Annotated in this window: 25 protein-coding genes and 2 pseudogenes; 19 read left to right on the top strand and 8 right to left on the bottom strand. The window is 66.0% G+C overall.

Translation table 11 applies throughout. The annotated features are described in order from the left end of the window. The 6 genes from MHN84_RS24425 to MHN84_RS24400 all read left to right on the top strand — a co-directional run bounded on the left by MHN84_RS24425 (window position 1) and on the right by MHN84_RS24400 (window position 7,435). Window positions 1–468 (top strand): TIR domain-containing protein, encoded by a 468-nt coding sequence (locus tag MHN84_RS24425; RefSeq protein ID WP_241207095.1) that lies wholly within the window; start codon window positions 1–3, stop codon window positions 466–468. Further along, window positions 468–1,124: a hypothetical protein gene (locus MHN84_RS24420; RefSeq protein ID WP_308192989.1), complete on the top strand. Its 657-nt coding sequence runs from the start codon at window positions 468–470 to the stop codon at window positions 1,122–1,124. Before MHN84_RS24425 ends, MHN84_RS24420 begins: the two co-directional genes overlap by 1 nt. Before the next feature lie 887 nt (window positions 1,125–2,011). Continuing rightward, complete coding sequence (locus tag MHN84_RS24415) at window positions 2,012–3,415, top strand: toll/interleukin-1 receptor domain-containing protein (RefSeq protein WP_241207093.1); 1,404 nt, start codon at window positions 2,012–2,014, stop codon at window positions 3,413–3,415. Further along, the gene (locus MHN84_RS24410; protein ID WP_241207092.1) at window positions 3,402–4,421 is read left to right on the top strand and encodes an AAA family ATPase; all 1,020 of its coding nucleotides are present in this window, start codon (window positions 3,402–3,404) and stop codon (window positions 4,419–4,421) included. Before MHN84_RS24415 ends, MHN84_RS24410 begins: the two co-directional genes overlap by 14 nt. Before the next feature lie 9 nt (window positions 4,422–4,430). Next, window positions 4,431–5,393, top strand: a complete 963-nt coding sequence (locus MHN84_RS24405; protein WP_241207091.1) for a hypothetical protein — start codon at window positions 4,431–4,433, stop codon at window positions 5,391–5,393. 212 nt (window positions 5,394–5,605) lie between these two features. Then, a complete protein-coding gene (locus MHN84_RS24400) occupies window positions 5,606–7,435 on the top strand; it encodes a hypothetical protein (RefSeq protein ID WP_241207090.1) in 1,830 nt (609 codons plus the stop codon). A gap of 512 nt (window positions 7,436–7,947) precedes the next feature. On the opposite strand, the pseudogene MHN84_RS24390 reads toward MHN84_RS24400, so the two are convergent. The 3 genes and pseudogenes from MHN84_RS24390 to MHN84_RS24380 form a co-directional block, all read right to left on the bottom strand. After that, a pseudogene (locus MHN84_RS24390) lies at window positions 7,948–8,502 on the bottom strand (ATP-binding protein); the annotation flags it as partial. Between the two features lie 304 nt (window positions 8,503–8,806). Then, a pseudogene (locus tag MHN84_RS24385) lies at window positions 8,807–8,905 on the bottom strand (Fe-S cluster assembly protein HesB); the annotation flags it as partial. A 194-nt stretch (window positions 8,906–9,099) separates the two neighbouring features. Further along, window positions 9,100–9,471 carry a co-chaperone YbbN gene (locus tag MHN84_RS24380; RefSeq protein WP_241207089.1) on the bottom strand — a complete coding sequence of 124 codons (372 nt, stop codon included), beginning with the start codon at window positions 9,469–9,471 and terminating at the stop codon, window positions 9,100–9,102. Window positions 9,472–9,670: 199 nt separating this feature from the next. Between MHN84_RS24380 and MHN84_RS24375 the strand changes: the two genes are divergently transcribed. The 8 genes from MHN84_RS24375 (at window position 9,671) to MHN84_RS24340 (ending at window position 18,469) form a co-directional block, all read left to right on the top strand. Then, window positions 9,671–10,888: a sensor histidine kinase gene (locus tag MHN84_RS24375; RefSeq protein ID WP_241207088.1), complete on the top strand. Its 1,218-nt coding sequence runs from the start codon at window positions 9,671–9,673 to the stop codon at window positions 10,886–10,888. A 3-nt stretch (window positions 10,889–10,891) separates the two neighbouring features. Then, window positions 10,892–11,674: a LytTR family DNA-binding domain-containing protein gene (locus MHN84_RS24370; RefSeq protein ID WP_241207087.1), complete on the top strand. Its 783-nt coding sequence runs from the start codon at window positions 10,892–10,894 to the stop codon at window positions 11,672–11,674. Then, entirely contained in the window at window positions 11,667–12,035 is a 369-nt protein-coding gene (locus tag MHN84_RS24365; RefSeq protein ID WP_241207086.1) for a hypothetical protein, read from the top strand. Before MHN84_RS24370 ends, MHN84_RS24365 begins: the two co-directional genes overlap by 8 nt. Further along, on the top strand, window positions 12,032–13,774 hold the full coding sequence (locus tag MHN84_RS24360) for a cation acetate symporter (protein WP_241207085.1): 1,743 nt from the start codon (window positions 12,032–12,034) through the stop codon (window positions 13,772–13,774). Before MHN84_RS24365 ends, MHN84_RS24360 begins: the two co-directional genes overlap by 4 nt. 143 nt (window positions 13,775–13,917) lie before the next feature. After that, entirely contained in the window at window positions 13,918–14,268 is a 351-nt protein-coding gene (locus MHN84_RS24355; RefSeq protein ID WP_241207084.1) for a DUF485 domain-containing protein, read from the top strand. Continuing rightward, window positions 14,265–15,896, top strand: a complete 1,632-nt coding sequence (locus MHN84_RS24350; protein WP_241207083.1) for a cation acetate symporter — start codon at window positions 14,265–14,267, stop codon at window positions 15,894–15,896. The genes MHN84_RS24355 and MHN84_RS24350 overlap by 4 nt, the downstream gene beginning before the upstream one ends. 28 nt (window positions 15,897–15,924) lie before the next feature. Next, window positions 15,925–17,166, top strand: coding sequence for an MFS transporter (locus MHN84_RS24345; RefSeq protein ID WP_308192988.1), 1,242 nt, complete (start codon window positions 15,925–15,927; stop codon window positions 17,164–17,166). Then, window positions 17,132–18,469, top strand: coding sequence for an acyltransferase (locus MHN84_RS24340; protein WP_241207082.1), 1,338 nt, complete (start codon window positions 17,132–17,134; stop codon window positions 18,467–18,469). The genes MHN84_RS24345 and MHN84_RS24340 overlap by 35 nt, the downstream gene beginning before the upstream one ends. A 1-nt stretch (window position 18,470) precedes the next feature. Here the strand turns inward: MHN84_RS24340 and MHN84_RS24335 are convergent, their stop codons facing one another. Both MHN84_RS24335 and MHN84_RS24330 read right to left on the bottom strand, forming a co-directional pair. Beyond that, the gene (locus tag MHN84_RS24335) at window positions 18,471–18,662 is read right to left on the bottom strand and encodes a DUF5302 domain-containing protein (protein WP_241207081.1); all 192 of its coding nucleotides are present in this window, start codon (window positions 18,660–18,662) and stop codon (window positions 18,471–18,473) included. Between the two features lie 29 nt (window positions 18,663–18,691). Next, a complete protein-coding gene (locus MHN84_RS24330) occupies window positions 18,692–19,135 on the bottom strand; it encodes a PPOX class F420-dependent oxidoreductase (protein ID WP_241207080.1) in 444 nt (147 codons plus the stop codon). Between the two features lie 87 nt (window positions 19,136–19,222). On the opposite strand from MHN84_RS24330, the gene MHN84_RS24325 reads away from it, so the two are divergent. Both MHN84_RS24325 and MHN84_RS24320 read left to right on the top strand, forming a co-directional pair. Next, window positions 19,223–19,741 carry a DUF1697 domain-containing protein gene (locus MHN84_RS24325; RefSeq protein ID WP_241207079.1) on the top strand — a complete coding sequence of 173 codons (519 nt, stop codon included), beginning with the start codon at window positions 19,223–19,225 and terminating at the stop codon, window positions 19,739–19,741. 15 nt (window positions 19,742–19,756) lie between these two features. Beyond that, entirely contained in the window at window positions 19,757–20,590 is an 834-nt protein-coding gene (locus MHN84_RS24320; protein ID WP_241207078.1) for a class I SAM-dependent methyltransferase, read from the top strand. On the opposite strand, the gene MHN84_RS24315 is transcribed toward MHN84_RS24320, so the two are convergent. Next, window positions 20,591–20,956, bottom strand: a complete 366-nt coding sequence (locus tag MHN84_RS24315; RefSeq protein ID WP_241207115.1) for a GntR family transcriptional regulator — start codon at window positions 20,954–20,956, stop codon at window positions 20,591–20,593. Between the two features lie 36 nt (window positions 20,957–20,992). Between MHN84_RS24315 and MHN84_RS24310 the strand changes: the two genes are divergently transcribed. After that, window positions 20,993–21,709, top strand: coding sequence for an NAD-dependent deacylase (locus MHN84_RS24310; RefSeq protein ID WP_241207077.1), 717 nt, complete (start codon window positions 20,993–20,995; stop codon window positions 21,707–21,709). On the opposite strand, the gene MHN84_RS24305 is transcribed toward MHN84_RS24310, so the two are convergent. After that, window positions 21,706–22,467 (bottom strand): IclR family transcriptional regulator, encoded by a 762-nt coding sequence (locus MHN84_RS24305; RefSeq protein WP_255730881.1) that lies wholly within the window; start codon window positions 22,465–22,467, stop codon window positions 21,706–21,708. The two genes, MHN84_RS24310 and MHN84_RS24305, sit on opposite strands and share 4 nt — an antisense overlap. A 169-nt stretch (window positions 22,468–22,636) precedes the next feature. Between MHN84_RS24305 and MHN84_RS24300 the strand changes: the two genes are divergently transcribed. Both MHN84_RS24300 and MHN84_RS24295 read left to right on the top strand, forming a co-directional pair. Then, window positions 22,637–23,914, top strand: a complete 1,278-nt coding sequence (locus MHN84_RS24300; RefSeq protein WP_241207076.1) for an aldolase/citrate lyase family protein — start codon at window positions 22,637–22,639, stop codon at window positions 23,912–23,914. Next, window positions 23,911–24,738, top strand: coding sequence for a bifunctional allantoicase/(S)-ureidoglycine aminohydrolase (locus tag MHN84_RS24295; protein WP_241207075.1), 828 nt, complete (start codon window positions 23,911–23,913; stop codon window positions 24,736–24,738). The genes MHN84_RS24300 and MHN84_RS24295 overlap by 4 nt, the downstream gene beginning before the upstream one ends. A gap of 10 nt (window positions 24,739–24,748) precedes the next feature. On the opposite strand, the gene MHN84_RS24290 is transcribed toward MHN84_RS24295, so the two are convergent. Next, on the bottom strand, window positions 24,749–25,471 hold the full coding sequence (locus MHN84_RS24290) for an aspartate/glutamate racemase family protein (protein WP_241207074.1): 723 nt from the start codon (window positions 25,469–25,471) through the stop codon (window positions 24,749–24,751). Window positions 25,472–25,477 lie beyond the last annotated feature (6 nt).

Raw genomic sequence — 25,477 nt, 5'->3', positions numbered from 1 at the left:
ATGGCCGATCAGCACAACGCATTCATCAGCCACCGCCACGAGGACGACGCTCTGGTCGGTCAGGTAAAAGACCTGCTCGCCAGGAACGGGGCGAACGTCCGGGATTCGTCTGTCACGAGCGACATTCCTAACAACGCCAATGCTGAGTCATACATCAAACAGATCCTCGCCGAGCGCATCCAGTGGGCCGGCAAGATCATCGTGATCATTTCCCCGGAGACCAGGAACCACGAATGGGTTAGCTGGGAGATCGAATACGCGAACCGGTTCCCCGACAAACGGATCATCGGTGTGTGGGCCCCTGGAGCAGTCGGAGCTGACATGCCCCCCGAGCTCGACGAGTATGCGGATGCTGTCGTCGGGTGGAACAGTGCGGCGATCATCGACGCGCTCAACGGCAAGGACAATTGGCAGGGACCCGACGGCACGAAAGTGCCCCCTCGGTCGATCAAGCGACTCGCCTGCTAGTGACGACCTTGCGTCTCTTTAGTTACGTCGTGCGTTACGACTTCGGATTCGCCCCGAACCCATTTGAGGGGTGGTGCACCGTCGCGACTTGCAAACCTGACATCCGACGTGCTGCCAAGGTCGGCGACTGGGTTGTCGGGACGGGCTCGGCACAGAAGAAGTTGGCCGGCAAGCTCGTGTACGCGATGCGCGTCGATGAGGTGTTGACTTTCGACGACTACTGGAAGGACAAGCGGTTCTCCCGCAAAATCCCGACTGATCAAGGCGCGTTGAAGCGCGCCTATGGTGACAACATCTACCGCCACGCCGACGACGGTTCGTGGCTGCAGGCGGACTCACGGCACAGCTTGGACGGCGGCGTTCCAAATCCGGGACATATCGCGACGGACACTTCCGTCAACGCCGTATTGATCGGATCGCACTTCACCTACTTCGGTGGCGAGGGGATCGACGTCCCAACCCAACTGCGCGATGGCTTCGGTGTTGATCTGGTCCATAGCGGACGCGGACATCGATGCAGATTCCCCGCTGAACTCGTCACAGCCGCCGTCACGTGGCTCGACGGCCTTGACCGCGGCGCTCTCGGCCGTCCAGCGGACTGGAAGCGCTCAACCACCGAGCAGAGAACTACAGCGGTTAACAGCATCAGTAGTTGACAACATTGGCTCATCGTGTGTCCATGATGGGCGCGTTGCCTTAAACGCATCGTTGACCGCACCGCAACCTCTGGCGCCATCGCTATCTGCTCTTCCTCTGACATCCAAGGGTCGCACGAGCTTCTTCCGCCGCACGGGGCTCACCACTGGTTTGCGTGGATCTATGCACCAGCGCGAAGACTCATGCCTGATGTTCTTGTGGACACCAGTCAGTCGCTCCACCTTGACCTCAAGGTCTGTCTCCTCAGAACCTCGCGCTGAAGGCCAGGCTCGAATGACTTATCGAGTTCGCGCACACCGCGTGGAGCCTCGACAGTGACCGGTGCCGTCGCGCCTAATGATTTGGACACGGCCGTCGCCGAGAACAAAGATGCCGGAGACGAGGAGCCGCGATCACCTTTCTCGAGTGCACAGCGGACCCGTGTATCTCGAACACCGTTCAGGGCGACGTCCTAAGGTTGGACGCCCAACCCCGCCGCCGAAGTTTCGGGCTTAAGTGCGGCCGCTCCTCCCACTACTCCGCTGATCGTGCGTCTAGGGATGCGCGACACCGGCTCGGGCTCGCGGATCTCGCTGCGTGATGGACGGGAGGCCTTCTCACAGCCATACGGAGATGGATGGGCGCCGCCACCCAGCCGTTGAAGTTGTCGCTGAACTCAGCGAAACGGCGAGGACCGCAGTCGCTGTTGGCTGCGATTGTGGTTTTAAGGCGGCATTTACGGACACGTGCAGCGTCTGCACTGTCCATTGAACTCATCGTTGCTAGCCTTTCCCATTGATGTATGGCAATGGGGTAAAAGAATGCTGCTAGCAGACACGAGACTTAGGCGCGCCCTGCATTCGCGGGGGTGGCCCCATGCAAGTTCTGGCCGAGGCTACCGCAACGCGTGACCGGAATCCAAAGTGCGGCGATTGTTCCCAGCGGTCTGGGGCTCGGCGAGAACGGCCACGTGTTTCTCAGCCACAGTTCCCGCCTCAGGCAGAAACCCGCGACGAATGAAGAGTTCGACGAACTCGACGAACATGACACGTGGCAGCAGCACCGCCACAGGAAGGCCTTCCTCACCAGCCTCATCCCCAAGCTAGAAACGAAGCTATTCGACAGGGGTTTCGATGCGTGGGTCGACAAAACATTTCTGAGCGGCGGCTCGTCGACCGACACGGTAATCGCCGAGGCCATAGCGAAATCAACCGTCGTGGTGTTGCTCATCGACCGTGATGCATTACGCGCCGACTACGTGACCCGCGAAGCCACCATCGCAATGTTCCGCCAGACGATCGAGGACGACGTGCGGGTTATCCCGGTGCTTCTGGGCGGCGTTTCAGATGATGATCTGAAGGCTAGCCCGCTCGCAAAGAGGTCGGGCGTGGACATATTACTACCCTTTCGGCCGTCGTCGAAGAAGTGGAACGCCAAGACAGCAGACGTCGTTGCGGAGCAAATCGCCCAGGAAGTAGCGGACACGACGTTCAGCCGCACCGCCGGCGGCGATTCGCTGACCCGTCGTTGGGTCGAGGACGTCACCTACCTTCTGTCGGAAGTGCCAGAGTTGTTTTTGGGGCGGGCAGCAGACGAATTGGGCATCGAAAGACTTGTGTGGTTGAAGCACCCGAACAAGCCTCGTATGCTCGCGTCACAACTGTTCGCCACCACCGATTTGGATGCTCTGCACAAGGCCTTCCGCGAGGTTTTCGCTTATCTGAGACCCGACCTTTCGAATTTGGCGCTCGACCGCACCTTGCCGCTGTGGGTGCCCTATCGCGCAGCGACAACGATGGCGTCCGTAAATTCTATGCCCGCAGACGCCCGAGTCGTGGGAGTCTCGACGAGCGCGTATCGACTCGGGCGGCACATCGTGAAGAGGGCCACTCTCTGCTCGCCGGAGTACAAGTGTTTTCAACTGCCCGACGTGGTCGGTGAAGCCCCGGCAGAGGAGGCGCTGCGTCGTTACGAAGAGACCATCCGCGAGGAATTGGGACTTTCACAAGGCGATGGCCCCGACACGGTAATTGAGTACTTCGGGAACCGTTACCGAGGCGCTTACGCGATAGTGAGGACAGATGCATTCGACGTGGCCACCGCCGACTACATCACGGATACACTGCACGGCCTATTTCCCGGATTGACAATTGTCATGTTGAACAGGAGGCGAATGTTGGGAGCAACGATCTCAGGTCTCATCCATTCACTAGTGGAACTTAGCGATTTCGAAGACCTCGAAGCCAGGCGATTCGTCAGTCAAACGATGGCCCTCTGCTCTCACAGTCAACGCGTCGATGCTGATGACTGAGGCGTCTGATGACCTCGTTGAGGCGCTCGCCCGCATTGCAAACATGCAAAACGCGGAACTGCCGGATGATCACCGATATGCCGCCGATCGGCGCGATGGGCGTTTGTACTCCTATACGGACGAAATAGTCTTAGGCCTGCAGGTCTCCGTAATCACGTCCCGGCCACTGCTACTTTCGGGCCCGCCGGGATGCGGAAAGTCAAGTCTCGCCGGCTTCGTCGCGAGAAACCTCGGATACTCGTACCACGAGTACGTGGTGACAGAAGACTCCGACCCGGTCGACCTGCTCTGGAGACTCGATGTCATCCGCAGACTCAACGACGCGTCTGGCGGTTCGTTGCGGAAGAACGAAGCTGGCCAGGCGCCGCTGCTCGACTATCTCGAACCAGGCCCGCTCTGGTGGGCACTCAACCCCGATTCCGCAGCAACGAGAAACCTCGAAGCTGACGACTTCGCGAAGTTGGGGCAGGCGCCGCTTACCCCGCCTCAACATCTCGCTGGATACAAACCTTCTCGCCGCGGCGCCGTTTTGCTCATCGACGAGATCGATAAGGCAGACAGCGCATTCTGCAATGGACTCTTGGTTCCCTTGGGTAGTCGTCAGTTTCCAGTGGCAGAGGTCGATACGAAGGTGTACGTGTCGCCCGATCAGCCGACGTTCAGCCCGATAGTGATCGTGACGACGAACGATGAACGCGATCTACCGGAGGCGTTCATCCGCAGGTGCGTGTCTATGCCGATTCCGAGGCCGGGCAAAGATCAGCTCTTGGCGGCGGCCCGCTTGCACTACCCCACGCTGTCATCGGAGAACGGCTTCCGTGATCGAGTCGACGCACTCGCGGAGCGGTTCGCCGCGGGGTCAGGCGGCGCGGTGCACGCGAGCACAGCCGAGTTCCTCGACTTGATCGGCACTCTGCTCGCGTTGGACATGAGTATCGACTCGCCTGATTGGTCGATCATCGAGCGGCTGGTGGTCGAGAAACCGGCTGCGCGCAGGGAGTGGTGAGACACCTGCGTGACGTATAGAGACGCCGTCAAGCTGCTGGCGTATCGGGACCATCTCGTGGACCTGGACCGAGCACTGGCGCTGATCGGCTTTCGGGTCGAGGCGCTAGCAAGTTCAAGGGCCACCGACACAGATGCCACGGACAACGCTGAATTCGAGGTGAACGTAGCCGAAAGGTCGGTATATGGGATTGATTCGCCGCGGCACAGGCATGAATCCCGCGGAGTCGCGAACGCGTCGCGCACCAGTCCTCTCTTCGACAGCGTCGATTCGATCGACGACCCCATGTCGTTCAACTCTGTGCAGCTCGCCAGCCAAAGGATGAAGCGGAGCGGAGCGTCGGCGGCAAGCCTCGGACCGGAGGACGCGCCGTCAACCGACTGGCAACGGTTCTTGCAGTCAGTCGAGAGCGACATCATGCCCTCAGTGGGGGAGCTGGCGGCGCTCGTCAGTCTATCGACGCTACGCAGCGAACTTCGGCCGAGATCGTCGGCGAAGTCCATCGACGTCATACGAACGGCCGAGCTGATGGCTCGCAGGAAGGTCATTCGACGAATCCCTCGTCAAATCCGGCGGCGGCGTCCCACGCATGTCCAGCTCGTGCGCGATACCGCGATCGCAGTAGGTCCGTTCAGACAAGACGCCGACGCGTTGTCCCGTCTAATCTCGCGTCTATTCCCGTCGGCGATCTGCTCGGAGATGAATGCGGATGTTTCGTTGTCCTCGGCCCTCCGCGTCGTTGCGCGGGGTGGTCATCGATATCGCTCACCTGCTGGAACTTCTCGCGTGCTCGTCTTCGTATCGGGCGGGTCCGGAGAGACTCCGGCATCGCGTTTCGATGCCCTCGACGCGGCCATCATTAAAGCGCGCAGACGCGGGCATGTTTGCGTCGGTGTGTGGTTCGGCGATCACGCAGCGACCACTAAACGCATCGATAATGCCGGAAGTCGATGGATCGCGGTGACGCGTTGACTGGCCTCGCACTAGATCGGAACGTGCAAGATCTATTGGGCGGGGGTGCTGGGAGTACCTCGAGTCAAGTCGGAGCTGTCGCCGCGTTGCTCAGCACGGAGCCCTTCATACCTTTTCCCTTGCTGCGCCGCGTCCGGAGGGCAGCCTTGCCATTTAGCCCCTTGCAACTAGAGGCGGATCTCTGTTCGTCCGATCTCGTAGAGGCCGTTGCGTTGGACGGCTTCACGATCGAACCCGAGGCGGCAAAAGAGCTTCGTGGTCGCCTTCGCGAAGCAATCGTAATTTTGGGCGTCGACGGATTGGCGCAGTTCCAGCCGCTCATCCATTCGATGACCGGCGAGTTGCCGGCTCTGGTGCAGTTGGAATCGCGGATCAACTGGCTATACGTCACACGCGAATCGTATGAGTCGGCAGTCGACGAGGTGCTGCTGTCACTAGTTGCAGACATCACGCAACATGGCCGCGCCAATCTCCTCACATGGGCCACCGGAGCGCTGAATAGATTGCCGGAACCGATGCTTCGCCTTTCCGGCGCATGGAGTTTGGCGCAGATGTGTGCCGCCTTGGGGTTCCGCGCACCCGAGGTGAGCCAGTTCGAGCCCATCCAGGTTGACCGGAACTTCCTATCCAGTGATGTTCTGCCGAAATGGCGGCTTGGCTTCGCGCGCGACGGCGCGACGATCGAATTCGGTCGAATTGGCCAACGCCGGCGATTTGCGATCGCCGTTCCTGCAACTAATCCCGTTCTCGTCTGGTTGTCGAGCTCCGCCGACGACTTCTCCGAAGAGACCCTCGTTCGGATCGACGTGCACACGGAGTCACCCGTGCAGATCCCCGTGGGCCACCACGCTTTGCGACTGAGGACACTAGGCAATGATGTCACGGAATTGGCTGCCATCGAAGATCCGAAGCCTCCGGAGGCGCGAGAGTTGGACGAGACGCTAGACCGGTTGGAGGGTGCTCGAATTGGTCGCGACGAGCTCTTCGCAACGGTGGTTCGGGGCGCTGCTGACGGTACTGTCGTTGTTCGAATCGATGAGGAGGCGATCCTCGACGCAGTGATGCATCGATCGTTCAACGGGATGCCTCACCTCACGGCAACCGGCCTCGCAGGCTGCCTCGGCGAACGCATTAAGGTCCGGGTGGACCGAGTAGACCGTGCGCGCCAAAGAGTTGCCGTTCGGCGGGTGACGTCGGAATGGAGCGTCGGCTCGTTGAAGGTTGGTGATCGGGTCACCGGGCGGCTGGTGGGGAAGGGAAAGTCGCTATTGATCTTCCGTCTCAATGAGGCGGCAGGTGTCCCTTCTCCGGAGTTCGAACCCCTACTAGCCATAGCCAGAGTTAAACAAGTCTTGTCAAGCACCGATTACCGAGTAGTCGGTAAATCTGCGCTTCGGAGTCTGCGTAGCTATCCGCTTGATCTCGAAGACGAGGTCCATTTAACGATCGATTCGATCGATATGGCATCGAAGCGGATTCGCGTCACCTTGCTCCCTCGTAAAGATGGAGTTGCCGAACTCCCCCTCTGGCTGAGTCCGGGGCAGCGCGCGTCGGCGGTTGTCACTACCAAGTCGTATGCCGAAATTGGGCTCGATATTATTGCACCGCACGAGGTCTCGCCTCCGGCTCCGTCCCTACGGGGGTCCATAGTGAACAGCGAATTGACGTGGCTATCGGACCGGACGCGTTGGGGGGATGCGTCCGCTTTTCCGCTTAAGGTCGGAGAACACGTCAGTGCGGTCGTGCTAGGTCTCGATCCCCTGCGAGATTGCGTCCGCATGTCCTTGAAAAGAGTGCGTCCCGACCCCGCCGAACGGATCAGGTCGACGCTCCGCGTCGGAAGCGAGGTTGCCGCAACGCTTTGTTTACGACCGCAAAAACAAGGGCACTGGCTGGTCAACATCGATCCGTGGATGATTGATGCGAAGGTGTCGTTCGACGACTTCGCCGCGGAGGACGGACATGCCCGGATGAGAGTGTACGCAACGATCAAGTCGATCGACGACAATGACATCTACCTGCATAAGCTTCACCGGAGGTAGTTTGAGTCTGTGATCGCCCATCGCTGAAGCGGGCGTGAAGCTTTATTAGCCGCTGCTGAGTGCCACGGCGCTGATCAGCGCACGAAACGCCGTGCCGCGATCGCGGCAGCTGAATAGAAGACGTTGTCCGAAACGACCGAGCTAGGGCGTGTCTGATAAATCGGTTAGCCAGATGGTGATGGCTCTGAGCACGGCCGCGCCGCGGTAGCCGACGGCGAATTTCTCGTCGTGGGATGCCAGGCCTCGCCATTGCTTGGCGGCGTTGTGAAGCGCCCCGGGTTTGATGCACATCGGTTATTGGTGTGCGGCCGGTGAGTCGGCGGCTTCTGTAGCGTAGTAAATGGTCTCGTACTTAATGGGTGGGATGCGGCCCAGGCGGTGCATGAGCCGGTCGGTGTTATACCAGACCACCCACTCGGCGGTGAGCAGTTCGACGTCGGTTAGACTGTCAATGGTCAAGTTGATGTGCCCGCTGGTGGCCAGATGAAAGTTCCCACCCTGTGCGGTAGTTCCTAGGTTGGTGTGGGGTGCTCCTTCCGGTGTTTGGCGTCCTTCATGCGGTAGGAGTCGCCGTCGGTGATGACGACGGTGGCGTGGTGCAGGAGTCGGTCGAGGATGCTCACGGCGGTGGTCTGCTCGGGCAGTAACCGGCCCCACTGCTCGAAGGGCCAGTGCGATCCGATGGCCAAAGACCGGCGTTCGTAGGCACCGGCGACGAGGCGGAACAGCAGCTGGGTGCCGGTGTCGTCGAGTGGGGCGAAGCCGAGTTCGTCGAGGATGATCAGATCGACCCGCAGCAAGGATTCGATGATTCTGCCGACGATATTGTCGGCCAGGCCGCGGTAGACCGTCTCGACGAGATCGACGGCGGTGAAGTAACGCACCTTGTGTCCGGCGTGGATCGCCGCGGTCCCCAACCCGATCAGGGTGTGGGACTTGCCCGTCCCGGCCGGTCCGATGATCGTCAGGTTCTGTTGGGCCCGAATCCATTCCAGGCTCGACAGGTAGTCGAAGGTCTCCGGCGGGATCGCTGATGCGGCCACGTCGAAGCCGTCCAAGGTCTTGCTCGTTAGGTGTTGCGCTACACCTCTCGGGCCGGCTCGAAGGTGTGTCGAGGAAAATAGGCGCCATTTCTATGGCGCGGGTTGAAATGTCTGAAGCCTGAGAGCCTCCACGTGGGCATCGTCATCCCATACGGCATTACGGGCTCAGTAGTGGGGTACTGCAAAGCCATCGAGCCACACGAAGGACTACTGCAATGTGGCCTCGCGCTGCCGGATTTGCCAAGTCCACCGGGTTCTAACTGCTACCGCCACACCGAGCATCAGAACACGACTCCGGAGCGTCCCTCGAAAGTCGTAATGATAGCCTCACTTGCTGATCGAGCAGCATGCCGACCAGCAGCGCGGAGGGGTTGGCCTCCAGCAGCGCGTCGGCTCCTGGCTCCTTGACCAACTGCAGTTTCGCCACGGCGACAGTCTAAGACCGGGGGCCGAACACGCCGTGGTGACGGTCGGTGCGATCCGCGCAGGTACACCACTGCGACGCCGGGACGGCCCGTCGCACGTCGGCGACGTGTTGACCGCACCCGTCCCACGTTGTCTTGCCGCACCGGCGGCACGCGACGGGGTAGCACATGATGAATTCCTTCCAGATTCGAATGTTCAGGCTGTGGCGGCTTTCCGCGCGGCGATCGTGGCCCGCACGGAATCCATGTCCAGATCCTTCACCCGCGTGATCAGGTCGTCGAGCGCCGCGGGCACCATTGCCCCGGGCCGGCTGTACACCAAGACCCCGTCACGGAACGCCATCACGGTGGGGATGGACCGGATCTGCAGCGCCGCTGCGAGATCGAATTCCCCCTCGGTGTCGACCTTGGCGTGCACGACGTCCGGATGCGCGTCTGCGGAGCGCTCGTAGACCGGAGCGAAGGCCCGGCACGGACCGCACCATGACGCCCAGAAGTCGACGAGGACGATCGGATTGTCGACGATCGTCGATTCGAAGTCGTCGAAGGTCAGGTTGACGGTGTTCATCCCATGTTCCTTTAGGTGCATTGACGTGTGAGCGGGGCAGTCGCCGAGACGATCCCCGACGGCACAAGGTTCAACCCATATACCCCCTAGGGTATTTCCGGTGACTGAGAAAATCGCTTCCGGCCCGCAAGCGCGATCGGGCGAGCTTTCCCGGAACCCGGTTTACAGTGGGCCCATCAGCACGCGAGGAGCGTGAACCATGTCCGGCCAGCTCGCCATCGCCCTCACCGCCGCGCTGATCGTCATCGCGGTGGCGGCGGTGGTGCTGGCGCTACGCACCCGGCAGGTGGTCGCGACCCCGACCGAGCGGGCCGTGCACGCCGCCTTGCACACCGCGTCGCTCGCGGCCCGCGCGCTGCGTCAGGGCCTGTCGGCGGACTCCGCCCGGGAGGCCGCGCCCTTCCTCCGGGAGCTCACCGGCACCGACCGGCTCGCCCTGTTCGACGGCACCGGCGAGCTGCTGGCCTGTGATCCCGACGATGCGTGGGACGCCGACGTGCGCGACGCGTGCGCGAGCGCGGCCGGCGATTCACTGTCCGGGCAGCGCCGGGTGATGGGCCACACCCCGACGTCGGCGGTCATCGCCCAACCGCTGCTGGCCGACGCCGGCGACGTGCTCGGCGTCCTGGTGGTCGTGACGACGCGCTCCCCCGGACCGGGCCTGCTGGGCGCCGTCGGCGAAGTGGCCCGCTACGCCGCCAGCCAGATCGAACTCGCCGAGCTCGACGCCTCGCGGGCCAGGCTGGACCGCGCCGAGGTGCTGGCGTTGCGCGCTCAGATCAGCCCGCACTTCCTCTACAACTCGCTGAACACCATCGCCTCGTTCGTGCGCACCGACCCCGACCGCGCCCGTGAACTCGTGCTCGAGTTCGCCGACTTCACCCGCTACTCCTTCCGCGCCGCGGGCCAATTCACCACGCTCGCAGAAGAACTGCGCAACATCGACCGCTACCTCACCCTCGAGCGTGCCCGGTTCGGCAACGCGCTGCGGGTCACGCTGCAGGTGGCCCCCGAAGTACTCACCGTCACGGTGCCCTTTCTCGCGCTACAACCGTTGGTGGAGAACGCCGTTCGACACGGTTTCGCCGGCCGCGGCAGCGGTTCCATCGAGCTGATCGCCCGCGATGAAGGCTCCGACTGCGTCATCTCGGTCGAGGACGACGGGGTCGGCATGGATCCCGAGGCGCTGCGCGCCGGCCCGGGTGACGCACTCTCGGCCGGCGAGGCCGACGGTTCCTCGGCGCACGTCGGACTCACCAATGTGGACCATCGACTGCGCGCGGCGTTCGGCAACGATTACGGTCTGGTGGTCGAGACAGGGATCGGTGCAGGCACCAAGGTCATCATGCGGGTGCCCAAGTTCCGGTCCGGCGTGCGGGCCGACGGAGGGACGTTCGGGGTGGGCCGAAGTGGGTAGGGCGTGAGCAGAACCCTCACCGTGCTCGCGGTCGACGACGAGGCACCGGCGCTGGACGAGGTGGCGTTCCTGCTGAACCGTCATCCCGACATCGGCGAGGTGGTCCGCGCCGGGGACGCGACATCGGCGTTGCGCGAGCTCAATCAGCGTCGCATCGACGCGGTCTTCCTGGACATCAACATGCCCGGCCTGTCGGGCATTGAATTGGCCGGGGTGCTGGCGCACTACGCGCAGCGGCCGGCCATCGTGTTCGTGACCGCCCACGACGACAAGGCCGTCGCCGCGTTCGATCTCGGCGCGGTCGACTATCTGCTCAAGCCGATTCGTGAGGACCGCCTCGACGAAGCGATCCGGCGCGTGGTGACCTCCCGGCCCGCCGAGGCGCCGCCGGAGCGCGACGACACCGACTCCGACGTCGTTCCCGCCGAACTGGCCGGCGTCACCCACCTCATCCCCCGGGACAGCATCAGCTGGGTGGAGGCCGAAGGCGACTACGCCCGTCTGCATTCGGCGTCCGGCGCGCACCTGGTGCGCATCCCGCTCAGCACCCTGGAAAACCGTTGGCGCGAGCACGGTTTCCAGCGGGTGCACCGGTCCTACCTCGTCGCGCTGCCGTTCGTGACGGGCCTGCGCAGCGCCGACGGGGCGGTCCTGGTGCGGCTGCGCGACAACGGTGCATCGCCGGCGGTGGAGTTGCCCGTCAGCCGGCGTCAGGCGCGCGAGCTGCGGGACAGGGTGGTGCGCACCCCGATGCGGAGTCTGCGGCCGGGCGGCGCCGATGAGTGAACGCCCGCAACGGCAACGGGTGGTGCTGGCCCACCGCCGCGGTGCGCGCATGGTGCGCACCCGGGTAGAGGTGCAGGAGCAGACGCCGGTGGGCGATGCGTTGGTGCGCGGGCTGGTGCGTGCACAGTTGGGCCTGGCCCTGCGGCTCGGTGCGGTGGTGGTGTGTCTGGTGGGCGCGATCCCGCTGTTGAACGCTCTGTTCCCCGGCCTGGGCGCGGTCACCGTGTTCGGTATCAGGCTGAACTGGCTGGTGCTGGCGGGTCTGGTCTATCCGCTGCTGTACGGCATCGGCTGGGCCTACGTGCGGCTCGCCGAACAGGGTGAGCGGGATTTCGTCGGCGTGGTGGACGCCGAACCGTGACCGGTTCGCCGCTGACCGCCGCCGCGCTGCTGGCCGCGGCCGGTGCCACGATCGCGATCGGCGCCTACGGGGTTCGCTTCTCCCGCACCACCTCCGACTTCCTCGTCGCGTCGCGCACCGTCGGGTCGCAGTGGAACGCCGCCGCGATCTCCGGCGAATACCTCTCCGCGGCATCGTTTCTCGGCGTGGCCGGGCTGATCGCCAAGTACGGCGCCGACGCACTGTGGTACCCGGTCGGTTTCACCGCGGGCTATCTCGGGCTGCTGCTGTTCGTCGCCGCCCCGCTGCGCCGCTCGGGGGCCTACACCGTGCCCGACTTCGCCGAGTTCCGGCTCGGCTCGCAGCGGCTGCGCAAGATCGCGATGCTCGTGGTCGTCGTGATCTGTATCTTCTACCTGGTACCGCAGTACCAGGGCGCGGGCCTGACGCTGAGCACGTTGCTCGGCACGCCGGTGTGGTTGGGGCCGTTGGCCGTCGGCGCGATCGTGCTGACCAACGTCGTGGCCGGCGGTATGCGTTCGATCACGTTCGTGCAGGCGTTCCAGTACTGGCTCAAGCTGACCGCGGTGGCGATCCCCGCGCTCGCCCTGGCGGGACTTTTTCTCGGCGACCGCGGCGGAGAGCTCGGCGGTCCGCTGCCTCCGACCGTCGCGCAGGACACCACCGTGACCATCGACACCGACGTGGTGGTTCAGGTCGTCGCGCCCGCGGGCGTCACCGTCACCGGCACGCTCGACGGACGTCCGGTGGCCGACGCGCCCGTCGGCGCCGTCGGCCGGCACACTCTCGACGCCGGCAGCACGCTGCGGCTGGCCGCCGGCGCGGCGACCCCGGTCGTCGCGGGCACCCCTGCAGCCGGAGCCGATTGGATCGCCTCGGGCGGCGGCTTGGGGGGTGCCCACCCGATGTACCAGGTGGTGTCGATCATGGTGGCGACGTTCCTGGGCACGATGGGGCTGCCGCACGTGCTGGTGCGCTTCTACACCAATCCCGACGGCCGGGCGGCGCGGCGCACAGCCCTTGCGGTCATCGCATTGCTGGCCCTGTTCTATCTGTTCCCAACTCTGCTGGGCGTGTTCTCCCGGCTCTACGTGCCGCAACTGTTGATCACCGGGACCGCCGACGCGGCCGTGCTCCTCGCGCCGGGATCGGCGGTCGGCGGCGCGGCCGGGCAATTGCTGGCGGCGCTGGTCGCCGCGGGCGCGATCGCGGCGTTCCTGGCCACCTCGTCGGGTCTGCTGGTCAGCTTCGCCGGCGCACTGGCCACCGATGTGCTGGGCGGCCGCGTTCGGGACTTCCGGGTGGCGGCGGTGATCGGCGGGCTCGTCCCGATTCCGTTGGCGCTGGCCGCGTCCGGCGGACTCGAGTTGTCCCGCAGCGTGGGGCTGGCGTTCGCCGTGGCGGCCTCGACACTGTGCCCGCTGCTGGTGCTGGGCATCTGGTGGCGGGGGCTGACCGGCGCGGGCGCGGCGTGGGGGCTGGTCGTGGGCGGGTTGCTGTCCGGGGTGGCGGTGACGGTGGCGGTCGCCGGGGGTGTCGACGACGACGTCGCCGGAGGGTGGCCGGCGGTGCTGATCGGATATCCCGCCGCGATCAGCGTGCCCCTGGCGTTCGCGACGATGATCCTGGTCAGCCGGTTCACGCGCGCATCGGTGCCTGTCGATGTGGCGCAGACGTTCGCGCGGATGCATCTGCCGGAGAACCTGGGGATGGTGGTCGACCGCGTGCCGGACACGTAAGCCGTTCGTCGTCGTCGACCGACCGCTCACCGCAGCGCTGACCGACCTCGTCGTGTCAGGGCAATTGTGCCTGTTTCTGTGACCCACATCTCAACTACCGTCGCGTGCACAGCCGGTTCACAGCAGTCAGGAGCGTCATCACCGTGTCCGACACCGATCTACCCATTCGTCCCGACGCGATAAGCGGGGAGCGTTACCTCGAGGTGCAGGCGAGCCCGGAATTCCAGGAGCTGCGAAATCGACTGCGCCGGTTCGTGTTCCCGATGACGGCCATCTTCCTCGTCTGGTATGCCGTCTACGTGCTGCTGGGCGCCTTCGCCCATGACTTCATGGCCACCCGGGTGTGGGGCGACATCAACGTCGGGCTGATCATCGGCCTGGGCCAGTTCCTGTCGACCTTCCTGATCACCGGCCTCTACGTCCGCTTCGCCAACCGCGAGCTCGACCCGCGCGCCCAGGCGATCCGCACCGAACTGGAAGGCGACCTGCGATGACCACCCTCCTGGCGCAGTCCGCGACCGTCGGCAACCCGGTCGCCAACATCGGCATCTTCAGCCTGTTCGTCGTCGTCACGATGATCGTGGTGATCCGGGCGAGCAAGCGCAATGCCACCGCCGACGAGTTCTTCACCGGTGGGCGCGGCTTCTCCGGACCGCAGAACGGCATCGCGATCGCCGGTGACTATCTGTCGGCGGCCAGCTTCCTCGGCATCGCCGGCGCGATCGCGGTCTACGGCTACGACGGCTTCCTCTATTCGATCGGCTTCCTCGTGGCGTGGCTGGTGGCGCTGCTGCTCGTCGCCGAATTGCTGCGCAACACCGGCAAGTTCACGATGGCCGACGTGCTGAGCTTCCGGCTCAAACAGCGGCCGGTGCGGTTGGCTGCGGCCACCAACACATTGACGGTCTCGCTGTTCTACCTGCTGGCCCAGATGGCCGGCGCGGGCGGGCTGGTGGCGCTGCTCCTGGACGTCAAGAGTCGCACCGGCCAGTCGGTCGTCATCGCCGTCGTCGGCGTGCTGATGATCGTCTACGTACTGGTCGGCGGCATGAAGGGCACCACCTGGGTGCAGATCATCAAGGCCGTGCTGCTGATCGCGGGCGCGGGCTTCATGACCGTGATGGTGCTCGCCAAGTTCGGGCTGAACTTCTCCGAGATCCTCGGCTCGGCGCAGTCCGCGATCAGCGGGTCGACCACCACCGGCGTCGCCAGCCGCGACGTGCTCGCCCCCGGCGCGCAGTACGGCGGGTCGCTGACCTCGCAGATCAACTTCATCTCGCTGGCGATCGCGCTGGTGCTCGGCACCGCAGGTCTGCCGCACGTGCTGATGCGCTTCTACACGGTGCCGACGGCCAAGGAAGCGCGGCGCAGCGTGGTGTGGGCGATCGCACTGATCGGCGCGTTCTATCTGTTCACGCTGGTGCTCGGGTACGGCGCGGCCGCCCTGGTCGGCCCCGACCGCATCCTGTCCGCCGCGGGCGGGGTGAACTCGGCGGCCCCGTTGCTGGCGTTCGAGTTGGGTGGCGTGATCCTGCTCGGTGTCATCTCGGCGGTGGCGTTCGCGACCATCCTCGCCGTCGTCGCCGGCCTGACCATCACCGCGTCGGCGTCGTTCGCCCACGACATCTATGCCAGTGTCTTGAAGTCCCACAAGGTGACCGAGGCCGAGCAGGTGCGGGTCTCCCGGATCACCGCGGTGGTGCTGGGCGTGTTCGCGATCGGCCTGGGCATCCTCGCCAACGGCCAGAACGTGGCGTTCCTCGTCGCTCTCGCGTTCGCCGTCGCGGCGGCGGCCAACCTTCCGACGATCGTGTACTCGCTGTACTGGAAGCGGTTCAACACCCGCGGCGCGCTGTGGAGCATGTACGGCGGCCTGATCTCGACGATCGTGCTGATCGTGTTCTCCCCCGCGGTGTCGGGCGCCAAGACCTCGATGATCTCGAGCGCGGATTTCGCCTGGTTCCCGCTGGCCAACCCGGGCATCGTGTCGATTCCGCTGGCGTTCGTGCTGGGCATCGTCGGCACCTTGACGTCCTCGGACCGGGGCAACCCCGAGATCAACGCCGAGATGGAGGTGCGATCGATGACCGGTATCGGCGCCGAGAAGGCGGTCGCGCACTGACCTGGTCTGCGGAATAGCCTCGGCGGGTATGCCGCTGAGAATGACCGTGCACCGTTACTCGATGGCGCTGCTGGCCTACGCGTTCACCGCGATCATGGTCGGCACGACGCTGCCCACGCCGATGTACGCGTTGTTCGCCGAGGAACTCCACTTCCACGTCCTGACGACCACGATCATCTTCGCCGCGTACGCCGGTGGGGTGCTGGCCGCGCTGCTGCTGTTCGGCCGCTGGTCCGATGTGGTGGGCCGGCGGCCCGTGCTGCTGGCCGGGATCGCGATGGCGGCGGCCAGCGCGGTGGTGTTCGTGCTGGCCGATTCGGTGCCCGAGCTCCTCGTGGGTCGCGTGCTGTCCGGGTTGTCGGCCGGCCTGTTCACCGGAACGGCCACGGCGGCGGTGATCGAGGCGGCGCCGGAGGCGTGGCGAGGGCGCGCTGCCGCGGTCGCCTCGGTGGTCAACATCGGCGGGCTGGGCCTGGGTCCGGTGCTGGCCGGGGTGCTCGTGCAGTACGCGCCTCGGCCGCTGGACCTCAGCTTCGTCGTACATCTGGCGTTGACGGTCGCCGCCGCGGTGGCGGTGCTGTGCTCACGGGAGACCTCGCCACGGCAGGGCCGACTCGGACTCCAGCGCCTCGCCGTGCCTGCCGAGGCGCGGTCGGTGTTCGTGGTGGCCGCGCTGGCAGCGTTCGCCGGGTTCGCCGTCACCGGCCTGTTCGCCGCCGTTGCACCGTCGTTCCTGGCCGAGGTGATCGGCATCGGCAATCACGCGCTCGCGGGACTCATCGCCGGCACCATCTTCCTCACCTCCGCGGTCGCTCAGGTGGTGGCGCGGTCGATGAATCCCGAACGTGCGGTGGCGCTGGGCTGTGCGATCCTCATCGCGGGGATGGCGACGCTCGCGGTGGCGCTGCACGTCGGCTCGCTGCCGGGGCTGATCGCGGCGGCCGTGGTCTCCGGTGTCGGCCAGGGCATCAGCTTCAGCCGCGGGCTGGCCGCGGTGTCCGAGCGCACGCCGCCCGACCGTCGTGCCGAGGTCAGCTCCACCTATTTCGTCGTCGCCTACGTCGCGATCGCAGTCCCCGTGATCGGCGAGGGACTGGCCGCCCAGGCGTGGGGACTGCGCACCTCGGGGGTGGCGTTCGCGATCGCGGTCGCCGTCCTGGCCGCCGGCTGCCTGATCGCGATCCTGAGTGCTTCTACTCATTCGAAGGATGCCGCGCCGCAGCTAGTTTCGGAGCATGAGTCTCCGGACGCCGTTTCCCCGCCCCGATGAGGTAGAGGCAGCCACCCCGCCCGAACGGGACCGCGCGATCGACGTCATCCGCATCACCGCGCTGGTGGGCGTCGTGGTGGGCCACACCGTGATGGCGACCAGCACGATTCGCGACGACGTGTTCGTCTGGACCAACCTGCTGTCGGTGTCGCCGGTGTTCCAGGCGTGCACGTGGCTCTTCCAGATCATGCCGCTGTTCTTCTTCGCCGGGGTGGCCGCGTCGGTGCAGACGTGGACACCCGGTACGAGCTGGGGCGACTGGCTGATGCGTCGCTGCACCCGGCTGTACCGGCCGGTGTTCTCCTACCTGGCGTTCTGGGGCGTGACGCTGGTGGTGGCGAAGCAGGCGCTGCCCGTGCACGTGTACGAACCCGTCGCCGGGATCTCCATCCAGCTGCTGTGGTTCCTGGGCGACTACGTCCTGGTGCTCGCCACGGTGCCGCTGCTCGCGCGCATCACCACCACCGCCCGCTTCGTCGCGACGGCGGCTGTGCTCTACGGCGTGGTCACCGTGGTCGACCTGGTGCGTGTCGGCCGCGAGGGCTGGACTGGGCTGGGGTATGTGAACTTCGCGATGTGGTTGATCCCCGGCGCGTTCGGGGTCGCCTATCGGCGCGGCCTCCTGAGCGCGCGCGCCGCGCTGACGACGGCGGTCGTCACACTCGGCGTCAACGTGGCGTTGGTGGGCTTCGGCCCGTACGAGCTCAGCCTGGTGGGACTGGAGAGCCAGCAGCTGAAGAACATGACGCCGCCGTCACTGCTGTTGGCCGGACACGCAATCATGATGTGCGCGTTGGCGATTGCGGCCGCGCCCGCGATCGGCCGGTGGGCGCGCCGGCCCCGGGTGTGGTGGGCGACGGCGATCGGCAATTCCGGTGCGATGACGCTGTACCTGTGGCACATCCCGCCGCTGCTCGCCATGCACCTCGCGTTCGACTACCTCGGTGTCCCGCGCTTCGACCCTGCTGAGCCCAACTTCCTCGTCGTGTCCGTGTTCCAGGTGGCGATCATGGCGGCGGCGGTGGCCGCGGCGTTCGTCGCGCTGCGACCGCTGGAGAACGGGCCGCTCCCCTTCTGGGACGGCGGCCGCGTCGCGCGACCCGGGATGCGCAGCGCCGCGGTCGGATCGCTGCTGTGTGCCGCGGGGGCGGCGACGCTGGCCTCGGTCGGGTGGGGTCTGAAAGATCTGGGCCTGCCGCTGGTGGCGGTGATGCTGGCCGCTCTGGTGGCCGCGCGGGCGCTGGCCGACGACGGACGTGCGGTCATCGTGCCGCCGCGTGAAGCCGCCGCCGCGGGCGGGTGAGCTAGCCGCTCTTGCGGCGGAACTCTCGCCGGTTCTCGACCGGGCCGTGCGCCCGGGGTTGCTTCGTCCCGCCGTCGCGGTGGGCGGAGCCGCCGCCCGCCTGGGCCTTCTTGCGCTCCAGCGCCTCACGGAACTTGCGCTTGTTCTCGTCCTCGGGAGTATCCGACGACCCGGCCGACCCTTGGGATGCCATGGCGGAAGCTTAACCGCTCGAGGAGCCGCTCAGCGCTTGCCGGGCGGCATGCCGTAGAGGTGGCTGATGGGCAGGCGCATCAGTACCCGCCGATCGTCGACCATGGCGCGGCGGTAGTCGTCCCAGTCCGGATGCTCACCGGCGATCTCGCGGTACAGCTCCACCAACCCGGCCACGGTGTCGTCGTTCGGATCGGCTGCGGGCGGGGTGAGCACGGCGTCGCCTTCGGCCACCGCGTAGGCCCATCCGTCATCGGAGCTGACGTGGATGGCCGCGCGCGGATCACGGCGCAGATTGCGGGTTTTGGCCCGCGGCTCGGTGATCGACACCGAGATCGTCAGTGCGCGCGGGTCGAAGTGGTAGGACACGTTCGACAGCTGCGGTCTGCCGTCGCGTTTGAGGGTGGCCAGCACGCCGAGTGAGTTCCCGGCGATGAGCGCCAGCAGCTTGTCGTCGAACACATCGCGTGTCATCACCTGAGGGTACGTCGGTGTGGGGAGTGGAATGATCGAACAGGTGGACCTCCTGGCAGAGTGCGGCGACTCCGCGATGATCCCCCGATGACTCGATACGTCGCGCTGCTGCGCGGGGTGAACGTGGGCGGTGTGACACTGAAGATGCCCGACGTTGCGCACACCCTCGAGCAGGCCGGCTTCACCGACGTGAGAACGGTGCTCGCGACGGGCAACGTCCTGCTGACCAGCAGAGCTGGAGCCGCCGGCGTGCGCACGAAAGCCGAGAAGGCGCTGCGCGACGAATTCGGTTACGACGCCTGGGTTCTGGTCTACGACATCGACACGCTGGCCGAGATCTCCGCCGCCTACCCGTTCGAGCGCGAGCGCACCGGTCACCAGTCCTACGTGACGTTCGTCAGTGACCCGAAGGTCTTCGACGAATTGGCGGGCCTCTCGGCCGGAGCGACGGAGAAGATCGATGCCGGCGACGGCGTCATCTACTGGCAGGTGCCCAAAGGGTCGACTCTGGACAGCACCGTCGGCAAGACCATGGGCGAGAGGCGGTACAAGCCCTCGACCACCACCCGGAACCTGCGCACGATCGACAAGCTGCTGGCCGGCTGACCAAGGAGCACGAAGATGACACGATCACCCAAACACGCCGCCGATCTGACCGGCGTCTCGGAGACCGCGCTGATGACTCTCGCGGTGCGCGCGGCCGAGGCGCGCCGGCCCGACGGGATCATCGACGACCCGATGGCCATCCATCTGATGGACTCGATCCACTTCGACTTCGCGAAGTTCGGCTTCACCCGCCGCCAGGACATGGCGTTGCGCGCCAACCTGTTCGACAGATACACCCGACGCTACCTGCGCGACCACCCGAAGGCGACGGTGGTGGCACTGGCCGAGGGCCTGCAGACGAGCTTCTACCGGCTCGACACCGCAGGCGACGTCGGCCACGACTTCGCGTGGCTCAGCGTCGACCTGCCCCCGATGATCGAGCTGAGGCGCGCCCTCCTGCCGCCGTCGGACCGCATCACCGAATGCGCGCAGTCCGCGCTCGACTTCAGCTGGATGGACCGGGTCGACACCGACGACGGGGTGTTCATCACGGCCGAAGGGCTGCTGATGTACCTGCAGCCCGACGAGGCCATGTCGATCATCACCGAGTGCGCAGCTCGCTTCCCGGGCGGCCAGATGATCTTCGATCTCCCGCCCTCGGGATTCGCCGCGCTGGCCCGCCGCGGGATGCGCACCTCGTTGCGCTACCGCGTTCCGCCGATGCCGTTCTCGCTGACCGTCGCCGAAGCCGCGGATCTGGTCAACACGGTGCCCGGAGTGCGGGCCGTGCACGACCTGCCGGCCGAGTCCGCCCGCGGCCGTCTGCTCAACGCGCTGCTGTGGACGTGGCAGCGGTTGCCGCTGCTCGACCCGTTGCGGCCGCTGACCACACTGCTCGAGTTCGGCTGATCAGTCGAACGCCGCCTCCACATAGCGCAGCGCCTGGCCCTTGCCGACCCCCAGCGCCCGGGCCGCCGAGACATAGGTGTGCGCGGCATCGGCCAGCGCGGAGTCTGCGGGATCGGAGCTGGCGACAAAGGTGCCGAACCGGCCGCGGGTCTCCAAGATGCCCGCAGCCTCCAGCTCCCGATACGCGCGAGCGACGGTGTTGACCGCCAAACCGAGCTGTCCGGCCAGTTCGCGCACGGTGGGAAGCCGGGTACCGGGAGTGAGCCTGCCGTCCCGGATGCCTTCGATGATCTGCGTTCTGAGCTGGTCGAACAGCGGCCGGGCCGCCCCCGTGTCGACGTGCACCCAATCCCCCAACTCGGCCACGTGCTCAGTATTGCTCACAGCGACTAGTTTGGTGGAGTGCAGGTGACGGTCTTCAGCGGCGCCGGGATCTCGGCCGAAAGCGGTGTGCCGACGTTCCGGGACGTCGAGACCGGGTTGTGGGCCCAGGTCGATCCCTACGAGATCTCGAGTTCCGAGGGGTGGCAGGCACACCCGGACCGGGTGTGGGCCTGGTACCTGTGGCGCCATCACATGATGGCCGCCGTCGCACCCAACAACGCCCACCGCGCCGTCGCGGCGTGGCAGGACTACGCCGACGTGCACGTCGTCACGCAGAACGTCGACGATCTGCACGAGCGCGCCGGCAGCACGCAGGTGTACCACGTCCACGGCAGTCTCTTCGAATTCCATTGCGACCGTTGCGGAACCGCCTACCCCGACGTGGTGCCGGACATGCCCGAGCCGGTGGAGTCCGTAGAGCCGCCGCGGTGCGGGGTCTGCGGCGGACTGATCCGGCCGAACGTGGTGTGGTTCGGCGAGGCGCTGCCCGACCGGGCATGGCAGCAGTCGGTCGACGCGGTCGTCGGCGCCGACGTCGTCGTGGTGGTGGGGACGTCGTCGGTGGTCTACCCGGCCGCCGGGCTGCCCGAGTTGGCGGTGGCCAGCGGCATCCCGGTGATCGAGGTGAACCCGGAGCCCACGCCGCTGACGCGAAGCGCCACGGTGTCGCTGCGCGAGAAGGCGGGGACGGTACTGCCCGGTCTGCTGCAGCGCCTACCCGCCCTGATCGGCTAGCTTTCCCTGGCTCCGATCAACGCCTCGGAGATCACTCCCGCCGCCTTCTCCAGGGCAGGAACGGCCCGCGCGATCAGGTCCTTGCCCATCCGTGCGACGGGACCCGAGATGCCGATCGCCATCGGAGTCGGGGCGCCGGGCACGGCCACCGCGACGGAGCGGACGCCGATCTCGAACTCCTCGTCGTCGACGGCGTAGCCGTCGGCGCGCACGCGCTCGACATTGGCGAAGACCGCGGACAGCGTGGCCGCGCTCTTCTCCGTCGGGGCGGGAAGTCCGGACTGCGTCACCAGTTTGAGGATGCGCGCATCGTCCAATTCGGCCAGGACGGCCTTGCCGACGCCGGTGGTGTGCAGCCCCACCCGTTTACCGACCTCGTCGGTGGTCCGCATCATCTGTGTCGACGGAACCTGCCCGGTGTAGATCACCATGTCGCCGTCGAGCACCGCCAGACTCGCCGTCTCGGCCAGCTGATCGACCAAAGACTGCAGCACCGGACCTGCCACCGCGCCCAGTTGCCGATTCGCGACCACACCGAGCCGAATCAGCCTGGGGCCCAGCGCATAACGACGATTCGGCAGCTGGCGCACATAGCCGAGGCCGACCAGGGTGCGCAGCAACCGGTGGATCGTCGGCGGCGGCAACGGAGACTCGGCGGACAGTTCCGTCAGCGAGCACTCCCCTCCCGCCCGGCCGATCAACTCCATCAGCTCGAACGCGCGCTCGACCGACTGCACGCCACCTGATCTGTCCGCCAATGTGTCCGCTCCTGGCCCGCCGGTCTGCGTCCATTCAACAGTCCGCAATTCCATTCCACAATACGGAAGTTCTCGGCTCCGCTCTTCTGGTGCCGTGTACATTTGCCGGCTGCCGAACTAAACTCCACGATGTGGAATTAGATCTCCGCGTCGCTGCGGGCGTGCACACGTGACACGATCCCTGTCCGATGCGGTGCTGGCCGATGTCGATCGCCGTCTCGCGGTCGCCGACGCCCGATCGGCGGATCGTTATCCCGGCGACGACGGCCGCCGCCAGCCCGTCCACACCGTGTACGTCCCGGGCGATGAGTATTCGGCCACGATTCCCGCCGACTGGGGTTCCGCAGCCCTTGCCGCCGCCGGCGATGCGGGCGGACTCGACGCCGTAGCGGTGCTGGTCGGGGCGAATCGTGAATCCCATTGCGAGCCGGACACTCTCGCGGCTCTGGTCGAGAACAAGCTCGCCGCCGAGCCGATCGAGGACCTCCGCATCGACTTCGAGGACGGCTACGGCACGGTCGACGACGCCGTCGAGGACGCCGATGTCGCGCGCGCGGTCACCGCACTGCGCAGCGCACTCGATGCCGGCACCTCGACGCCGTTCGTCGGAACCCGCTTCAAGTGCCTGGAAGCAGCCACCCGGGCACGCGGACTCCGCACGCTCGACATGTTCGTCAGCGGACTCGTCGGCACCGGAGGTCTTCCCGACGGCCTGACACTGACCCTGCCCAAGGTGACCTGCGTCGAGCAGATCGAGGCCATGGTGGCGGTGACCAGTGCCCTCGAAACCGCGAATGGCCTGCCGGACGGGCGGATCCGCTTCGAGATCCAGGTCGAGACGCCGCAGGCGATCCTCGGTGCCGACGGCCGCGCACCCGTCGCGCCATTCATCCACGCCGGTCAGGGCCGGGTCAGCTCGCTGCACTACGGAACCTACGACTATTCGGCCTCCCTCGGTATCGCCGCCGCCTATCAGTCGATGGAGCATCCGGTGGCCGATCACGCCAAGAACGTCATGCAGACCGCCGTCGCCGGAACCGGCGTCCATCTGTCCGACGGTTCGACCAACGTCCTGCCCGTCGGCGACCCCGACAACGTGGCCACGGCATGGAAGCTGCACGCGCGCCTCGTCCGGCGTCACCTCGAGCGCGGCATCTACCAGGGCTGGGATCTGCATCCGGCGCAGCTCGTCACGCGGTACCTGGCCACCTATGCCTTCTATCGCGGCGCCTTCGCGGCGGCGGCGACCCGCCTGCGCACCTACGTCCACCGACTCGACTCGACCGTCATGGACGAGCCGGCGACCGCGCGCGCACTGGCCAACGTGATCCATCGCGGCAGCGTGTGCGGCGCACTGACCGCCGATGAGATCGAGACGGCCGTCGATCTCCCCCTGCCCACCGTGCGCGACATCGCGCTCGGCCGCCGACCGAGGAGCACCCAGTGACCACCAGGCCGACACCAGCCTCGTACTACACGCCCCGAGGCGGTCTGCCCCCGCAGACCGATCTGCTGACCGACCGCGCGATCGTGACCGAGGCCTACACGGTGATCCCCCGCGGCGTCCTCTCCGACATCGTCACCTCGGTGTTCCCGGAATGGACCGATACCCGCGCCTGGATCATCAACCGCCCCGTCGCCGGTGGCGCGACGACGTACTACCAGGCGATCGTCGAGGTCGCGCCGGGTGGCGGTGCGCACCGCCCCGAGCCGCAGTCCGAGGTGCAGAGCTTCCTGTTCGTCACCTCCGGAGCGCTCACCGTGGACGCGGACGGTCAGTCGCAAACCCTCACCGAGGGCGGCTTCGCGTACCTCCCGGCAGGCACCGACTGGTCGGCCGCCAACAACGGCGACGCCGCCGCGACGTTCGTGTGGATCCGGAAGCGTTACGAGGCCATCGAGGGCCACGCCCCGTCGGTGCTGTTCGGCAACGAGCAGGACATCGAGCCGTCAGCCATGCCCGGGACCGACGGCAAGTGGCGTACCACGCGCATGCTGGACCCCGAGGATCTGGCCTACGACATGCACGTCAACATCGTCACGTTCGAGCCCGGCGCCACGATCCCGTTCGCCGAGACCCACGTGATGGAACACGGCCTGCTGATGCTCGAAGGCAAGGCCGTCTACCACCTCAACGGAGACTGGGTGGAGGTCCAGGCCGGCGATTTCCTCTCGCTGCGCGCCTTCTGCCCGCAGGCGTGTTACGCGGGCGGGCCGTCGAACTTCCGGTACCTGTTGTACAAGGACGTCAACCGTCAGGTCATGCTCTGAACCGGTTGCGCTACAACCGGAACGGCCAGCCGGTGATCCTCTTCTCCCGAGGGGTCGCGTAGGTGCGCACCTTGGATGTGCGCAGGCCCATCCGGACCAGACCCTCGGCGATGGTCACCGCCGCGCGGACCCCGTCGACGATCGGGACGCCGGTGGCGGCCGAGACCTTCGCCTCGAGTTCGGCCATGCCCCCGCAGCCGAGGCAGATCACCTCGGCGTGATCGCTTTCGACCGCCTCGCGCGCCTGCGACACGATCGCCTCGACCGCCCGGTCCGGATCCGATTCGAGTTCGAGGACGCCGAGCCCGGACGCCCGCACCGACGCGCACCGCGCGTCGAGTCCCGCGAGCTTGAGACGGTCCTCGATGAGCGGGACGGTGCGGTCGAGCGTGGTGACGACCGAGTACTTGTGCCCGAGATACATCGCTGTCGACGCGGCGGCCTCGGTGATGTCGACGACCGGGACCTCGAGCAATTCCTGCAGGCCCTCGCGGCCGTGCTCGCCGTAGCCGGCCTGGATCACCGCGTCGAACGGTTCCGGATACGACGTGATCGCGTCCATCACCGCGATGGCCGCGAGATAGCTCTCGAAATTGCCCTCACACGAGTCCGCCCCGAAACGTGGTGTGACGCCGATGATCTCGGTACCCGGCGAGGCGACTGCGCGCGCCGAGTCGGCGATCGCGTCGGTCATGGACGTCGTGGTGTTGACGTTGGCCACCAGAATTCTCATGACGGT

Source organism: Mycobacterium sp. PSTR-4-N (assembly GCF_022348085.1).
In the GTDB taxonomy this organism is placed as follows: Bacteria; Actinomycetota; Actinomycetes; order Mycobacteriales; family Mycobacteriaceae; genus Mycobacterium.
The sequence above is the reverse complement of the archived record's forward strand: the minus strand, read 5'-3'. Positions and strand labels throughout refer to the sequence as shown.

What these genes read in the sequence shown, in the direction of transcription:
- MHN84_RS24425 (WP_241207095.1), top strand. Translation starts at nt 1, where the DNA reads ATGGCCGATCAGCACAACGCATTCATCAGCCACCGCCACGAGGACGAC.
- MHN84_RS24410 (WP_241207092.1), top strand. Translation starts at nt 3,402, where the DNA reads ATGCTGATGACTGAGGCGTCTGATGACCTCGTTGAGGCGCTCGCCCGC.
- MHN84_RS24380 (WP_241207089.1), bottom strand. Translation starts at nt 9,471, where the DNA reads ATGAACACCGTCAACCTGACCTTCGACGACTTCGAATCGACGATCGTC.
- MHN84_RS24375 (WP_241207088.1), top strand. Translation starts at nt 9,671, where the DNA reads ATGTCCGGCCAGCTCGCCATCGCCCTCACCGCCGCGCTGATCGTCATC.
- MHN84_RS24365 (WP_241207086.1), top strand. Translation starts at nt 11,667, where the DNA reads ATGAGTGAACGCCCGCAACGGCAACGGGTGGTGCTGGCCCACCGCCGC.
- MHN84_RS24350 (WP_241207083.1), top strand. Translation starts at nt 14,265, where the DNA reads ATGACCACCCTCCTGGCGCAGTCCGCGACCGTCGGCAACCCGGTCGCC.
- MHN84_RS24345 (WP_308192988.1), top strand. Translation starts at nt 15,925, where the DNA reads ATGCCGCTGAGAATGACCGTGCACCGTTACTCGATGGCGCTGCTGGCC.
- MHN84_RS24340 (WP_241207082.1), top strand. Translation starts at nt 17,132, where the DNA reads ATGAGTCTCCGGACGCCGTTTCCCCGCCCCGATGAGGTAGAGGCAGCC.
- MHN84_RS24335 (WP_241207081.1), bottom strand. Translation starts at nt 18,662, where the DNA reads ATGGCATCCCAAGGGTCGGCCGGGTCGTCGGATACTCCCGAGGACGAG.
- MHN84_RS24330 (WP_241207080.1), bottom strand. Translation starts at nt 19,135, where the DNA reads ATGACACGCGATGTGTTCGACGACAAGCTGCTGGCGCTCATCGCCGGG.
- MHN84_RS24325 (WP_241207079.1), top strand. Translation starts at nt 19,223, where the DNA reads ATGACTCGATACGTCGCGCTGCTGCGCGGGGTGAACGTGGGCGGTGTG.
- MHN84_RS24320 (WP_241207078.1), top strand. Translation starts at nt 19,757, where the DNA reads ATGACACGATCACCCAAACACGCCGCCGATCTGACCGGCGTCTCGGAG.
- MHN84_RS24290 (WP_241207074.1), bottom strand. Translation starts at nt 25,471, where the DNA reads ATGAGAATTCTGGTGGCCAACGTCAACACCACGACGTCCATGACCGAC.